Source organism: Frankia sp. AiPs1 (assembly GCF_023716945.1).
Classification (GTDB): Bacteria; Actinomycetota; Actinomycetes; order Frankiales; family Frankiaceae; genus Frankia.
In genome coordinates, this window is record NZ_JAMQQF010000578.1 from 1 (window position 1) to 3,766 (window position 3,766).

3 protein-coding genes and 1 pseudogene are annotated in these 3,766 nt (G+C 72.2%); 1 reads left to right on the top strand and 3 read right to left on the bottom strand.

What is annotated here, in order from left to right:
* A partial coding sequence (locus ND748_RS27660; protein WP_251749141.1) for a DUF881 domain-containing protein occupies positions 1 to 547 on the top strand: 547 nt, incomplete at its 5' end.
* Positions 548 to 677: 130 nt separating this feature from the next.
* Here the strand turns inward: ND748_RS27660 and ND748_RS27665 are convergent.
* The 3 genes and pseudogenes from ND748_RS27665 to ND748_RS27675 form a co-directional block, all read right to left on the bottom strand.
* Positions 678 to 1,328, bottom strand: a complete 651-nt coding sequence (locus tag ND748_RS27665) for an aminodeoxychorismate/anthranilate synthase component II (protein WP_251749142.1) — start codon at positions 1,326 to 1,328, stop codon at positions 678 to 680.
* A gap of 58 nt (positions 1,329 to 1,386) precedes the next feature.
* Positions 1,387 to 3,477: a Stk1 family PASTA domain-containing Ser/Thr kinase gene (gene pknB, locus ND748_RS27670; RefSeq protein WP_308205745.1), complete on the bottom strand. Its 2,091-nt coding sequence runs from the start codon at positions 3,475 to 3,477 to the stop codon at positions 1,387 to 1,389.
* Positions 3,474 to 3,766 (bottom strand): annotated as a pseudogene (locus ND748_RS27675) (serine/threonine protein kinase); the annotation flags it as partial. The pseudogene ND748_RS27675 and the gene pknB, both read right to left, overlap by 4 nt.

The window sequence follows — 3,766 nt, forward strand, 5'->3', positions numbered from 1 at the left end:
CGGCTCAGCCGCGGGCGGGCCGGTCGCGGACGGTTCGGCGGCGCCCGGCTCGGTCGCGGGCCTGGCGGAGGCCGCCGGGCTGGCGGCGGTGCACGGGCCGGCGTTGACCGTGGAGCTGGACGACGCGCCGCGGGAGAGTCGCCTCGGCCCGTATCCGCCGGGGATCCCCGCTCCGGGGCCGGACGATCTGGTCGTGCATCAGCAGGACGTGCAGGCGGTCGTGAACGCGCTGTGGGCCGGCGGCGCCGAGGCGATGACGATCATGGGTCGGCGGGTCACCGCCCTGACGGCCGTCCGGTGCGTGGGCAACACGCTGCTGCTGCATGGCGAGGTCTTCTCACCGCCGTTTCAGGTCACCGCGATCGGTGGCGGCGCCGCCCTGCGCGCGGCGCTTCGCGGCAGCCCGCAGATCGCGATCTACCAGCAGTACGTCGCTGCCTACCGACTGGGCTACCGCGTCGACGAGGTCGCGGACGTCAGGATGCCCCCCTACAACGGACCGTTGACCCTCGCCCATGCGGGCGAACCGCCGGGCCGGGCGGACTAAGCCCGTTCGATGTCCTGGTCACTGGACCGAGCGGTGGGGGAGGACGTGGCGGGAGTCGTGGTAGCTGAGCCGGCCGCCGTCGTGATGTTCCGCGGAACCCACACGCGCCGCCGGTGACCTGCCGCCCGGCTCAGGCGAAGGCAGCCGCCCGCAGCGTCTCCACCTCGGCGGACAGCTCGGGCGCCAGCCGGCGTGCGGCGCCACCGTCGCCGCACTGGTCCAGCCAGCGAGCGAGGATCAGGTGGCCGCCCTGGGTCAACACCGACTCGGGGTGGAACTGCACGCCCTCGAGCGGCAGCTCGCGGTGGCGCAGCGACATCACGACGCCACTGGCGGTCCGGCCGGTCACCTCGATCTCGGCCGGCAGAGTGTTCTCCTCCACGGCCAGCGAGTGGTAGCGGGTCGCGATGAACGGCGACGGCAGGTCCGCGAGGACGCCGACGCGGTCGTGGTGGACCTGGGAGGTCTTGCCGTGTAGCAGCTCCGGCGCGCGGTCGACCGTCGCCCCGAACGCGACGCCGATCGCCTGGTGCCCCAGGCACACCCCGAGCAGGGGGGTGCCGCGCCGGGCGCACTCGCGCACCATCGGGATGCTCACACCGGCCGCCTCGGGCGTGCCCGGCCCCGGGGACAGCAGCACGCCGTCGACGCCGAGGTCGCCGAGCTCCGCCGGCGTGATCTCGTCGTTGCGGCGCACCACACACTCGGTGTCGAGCTGGCCGAGGTACTGGACGAGGTTGAAGACGAACGAGTCGTAGTTGTCGACCACCAGGATGCGCATCAGCGCGCCACCTCCTCACCTTCGGTCATCCGGTCTATCGGGCACATGGTCATCAGGTTCACCCGGTCCCGGTCCCGTTCTGCGGCGCTCCGGCACCTGCGCCGCCACCCGTGCCGGTGCCAGCCCCGGGGCCGGCGCCGCGGTTGGTGCCGACCGCCCCGAGCAGGCCGGTGCGGCTCGGGGTCGGGTTCGGCTGGGGCTGGGTGGGCGCGGGGCTCGGGCTGGTGGTGTCCGGCTGCTCGGTCGGCTGCTGATCGGTCGGCGCGGTCTGGGTGGGACTCGGCGGCGGGGTGGTCTGGATCTGGGCGGCGACCGAGAGCTGGACTGTCGACCCCCGGGGGACGTTTCCGCCGGAGGGCTGCTGGTCGACCACCGTCCCGGGGGCCACGTTGTTGTTCGCCACCGAGTTCTGGGTCGCCTGCAGACCGTAGCGGCCGAGTTCGGCGGCGGCGTTCTCGTAGGAGCGGTTGCGCACGTCGGGCACGTTGACGTTGGAGCTGACCACGTTCAGCAGGACGGTGCCGCCGGGCTTGACGGCGGAGCCGACCTGCGGATCGGTGCTGTCGACCGTGCCGATCTTGTGGCTCGTCGCGTTCGCGTAGGGCACCGAGTTCGGCACCAGGCCGAGCGCGCGCAGCTCCGCCTCCGCGGTGGCCTGCGACCTGCCGACGAGGTCGGCCGGGATCGCGATGTCGCCGGCGGCCTTGCCGATCGACAGGGTGATCACCCCACCTGCGTCGACCTGCTTGCCCTCGGCCGGGTCGACCTTGGTGACCCGGCCGGCCATGTCCGGCGCATCGACCGAGGTGATCTCCACCCGGCCGGTGAAACCGGCGCTCTGAAGCCGGGCCTTGGCCTGCTGCTCGTTCTGGCCGACCAGGCCGCTCGGGACGGCGAAAGGCTTGGCCGACTGCTTGTCGTCGCCGCCGAGGAAGGTGGTCGCGAGCAGGACCACCGCGACGAACACGACGACGATGCTCAGACCGGCGAGGACGTACTTCAACGTCTGGGACCGCTGCTCGTCCGGCACCGCCCGGCGGTCGATGGCGCCGGTGAGATCGTAGCGGTCGAACGGACCGGTGCCGAACCGGCCGTCGTCGTAGGAATCGTCGCGGTAGGAGGTCGCCTCGTCGCCGAACCGGTCGTCGGGGTAGCGATCCCGGGTCGGGTAGCCCGCCCGGTCGCCCCGGCCGAGCAGCGCGGTACCGGCGGTGGCGGGGGGGCCGAGAGTGGTGGCGGCACCGCTGGCGCCACCACCTCCCATCATGGCCTGCACCCGACGTCCCGCCAACGCCCGTTCCAGATCGTCGCGCATCTCACCCGCGGTGAGGTAGCGGTCGTCCGGGTCCTTCTCCATGGCCTTCAGCACGATCGCGTCGGCCTCGGGGGAGATGTCGCGGTCGTGCGCGGACGGCGGGTCCGGATCCTCCCGGACGTGCTGGTAGGCAACCGCCACCGGGTTGTCCCCGCGGAACGGCGGGGAGCCGGTGAGCAGCTCGTAGAGCAGCACCCCGGTGGTGTAGACGTCGCTGCGGGCGTCGACGCGGGCGCCGCGGGCCTGCTCCGGGGACAGGTACTGGGCGGTGCCGATGACGGCCGCCGTCGCCGTCATCGTCGAGGACGTCGCGGTGGTGGCGCGGGCGATGCCGAAGTCCATCACCTTGACCGAGCCGTCCGGGCTCAGCATCACGTTCGCCGGCTTGATGTCCCGGTGGATGATCCCCATCCGGTGGCTGTAGTCCAGTGCGGCGCAGACGTCGGAGGTGATCTCCATGGCGCGGCGCTCGGTGAACCGGCCCTCGGCCTGCAACGCGTCGCGCAGCGTCCGGCCCTCGATGAACTCCATGACGATGTACGGGATGTGGGTCCCGTTGATGACGTCCTCGCCGGTGTCGTACACCGAGACGATCGCCGGATGGTTCAGGGCGGCCGAGGACTGCGCCTCACGCCGGAACCGGGCGAGGAAGGTGGGGTCGCGGGCGAGATCCGATCGCAGTGTCTTGATCGCGACCTCGCGTCCGAGTCGAATGTCGCGGCCGCGGAAGACCTCGGCCATCCCGCCGTAGCCGATGCCCGCGCCCAGCTCGTAGCGGCCGCCGATGAGCTGCGGCGCCGCGTCGGGCGTGTACATCTCCGTCGCGTCGGTCACGAATACTCCCCTGCCGTCGCCCCTCCCGCGTCGGAGAGCGCCGACCCGGCGTTGCCGCTGACGATTTCATCACCGAATGCGTTCGCGTACACCACACCTGGTGGTGTGGCCGCAGAGTTCGATTCGGAACCCTTGCTGGAGAACAGCTTGTTGGTCACGAAGGCGGTGATGGCGACCGTCAGGACCAGCAGGATGATCAGGACCGGTAGCGGCATCGGCCGCCGAGCCGCCTGGCCGGATCGGCGCCGGGCTGCCCGGCCCGGCCGGGCCGCGGCCGGCTCGCCGGGAC